Consider the following 1,551-nt stretch of genomic DNA (forward strand, 5'->3'; position numbering starts at 1 on the left):
GACAGTGGCAGCCTCGCCGGCTGGGCTGCCGAGCCGCCGCGCTTTCACCTGCAGTTGCACGGCGCCGGCCACGTCGGCCGCGCCATCGTCAAGCTGCTGGCTGACCTGCCTTGCGAAGCGCTGTGGGTGGACGAGCGCGAAGACGGTTTTCCGGCCACGCCGCTGCCCGCCCACCTGCGCTGCTGTGCCAGCGCTCAACCCGAAGAAGAAGTGGCCGATGCACCGGCCGGCGCCTTTTTCCTGGTGATGACCCACAGCCACGCGCTGGACTTCCGCATCTGCGAGGCGGTGCTGCGCCGCGGCGATTTCGGCTTCCTGGGCCTGATCGGCTCGGCCAGCAAGAAGGCCGGCTTCCTGCGGCGCCTGCGCGAGCGGGGCCTGTCCGATGCCCAACTGGACCGTCTGGTCAGCCCGGTCGGCATGCCCGGCATCGAAGGCAAGGCGCCGGAAATCATCGCGGTCGCGGTCGTGGCGCAACTGCTGCAGTTGGCCTCGGCTTGACCCGAGCCGGCCCTCATTGCCAATTCGGTCACTAAATCTTTTAGGGGGGTCTTTACTCGGAACCCGCATTTGCAGATGCCGAATGCGAGAATGACTTCAGTCGGCCGAGTTGCCTTGTTGCCTCGGCCCCGAATCGACCGAAGGTTTCGAGGTACTGCGATGCAAATCGATGGCATGAATTCCATCGCCGGGCTGCTGGTTGGCACCATCGTCGGCATCACCGGCGTTGGTGGCGGCGCCCTGATGACCCCCATCCTGGTGCTGTTCTTCGGCATCGCGCCGCAGACCGCCGTCGGCACCGACCTGTTGTACGCATCCATCACCAAGATGTTCGGCACTGCCGTGCACCACAACCACGGCACGGTGGACTGGGAAATCGTCAAGCGCCTGGCCTGGGGCAGCCTGCCCGCTGCGGCGCTGACGCTCGCCTGGATGACCTTCAGCGGCGGCCATCAGGTCAAGAACGGTTTCATCATCCAGGCGGTCGGCATCGCGCTGATCATCACCGCGTTGGGCATGCTGTTCAAGGAGAAGCTGCACGCGATTGGCAAGAACTTCCGCGTCGGTGACTCGGAAAAGTTCAAGAACGTACAGCCTGTGCTGACCGTGGTCGCCGGCATCGTGCTGGGCGTGCTGGTCACGCTGACCTCCATCGGTGCCGGCGCGCTGGGCACCGTGATGCTGGTCTACCTGTACCCGCTGCGCCTGAGCTCGAACAAGCTGGTCGGCACCGACCTGGCCCACGCGATTCCGCTGGCGCTGATCGCCGGCCTGGGCCACCTGAGCCTGGGCAATGTCAACTACGACCTGCTGGTCAGCCTGCTGCTGGGCTCCATCCCCGGCGTGCTGATCGGCTCTTTGATCAGCACCCGCGCGCCGCTGACGCTGATCCGCTACGCCATCGCCATCGTGCTGGGCCTGGTCGCCGTGAAGATGCTGTCGGTCTGAGCGCCGCTCAATGCCACCAAAGGGACCTTCGGGTCCCTTTTTTCAGGTTCTTCGCCGATCTGAGTGAATCGCAGGGCGGGCACACGGTTGTCACTGCTACCT

At 65.1% G+C, this 1,551-nt stretch carries 2 protein-coding genes; both read left to right on the plus strand.

Annotation, left to right across the window (positions count from 1 at the left end; genetic code table 11):
• On the plus strand, positions 1 to 501 hold a 501-nt coding region (gene xdhC, locus FKP22_RS29950), incomplete at its 5' end, for a xanthine dehydrogenase accessory protein XdhC (protein WP_141291863.1).
• 159 nt (positions 502 to 660) lie between these two features.
• A complete protein-coding gene (locus FKP22_RS29955) occupies positions 661 to 1,449 on the plus strand; it encodes a sulfite exporter TauE/SafE family protein (RefSeq protein WP_233447017.1) in 789 nt (262 codons plus the stop codon).
• The last annotated feature ends 102 nt before the right edge of the window (positions 1,450 to 1,551 follow it).

Source organism: Ideonella azotifigens (assembly GCF_006519715.1).
GTDB classification, from domain to species: domain Bacteria; phylum Pseudomonadota; class Gammaproteobacteria; order Burkholderiales; family Burkholderiaceae_C; genus Ideonella; species Ideonella azotifigens.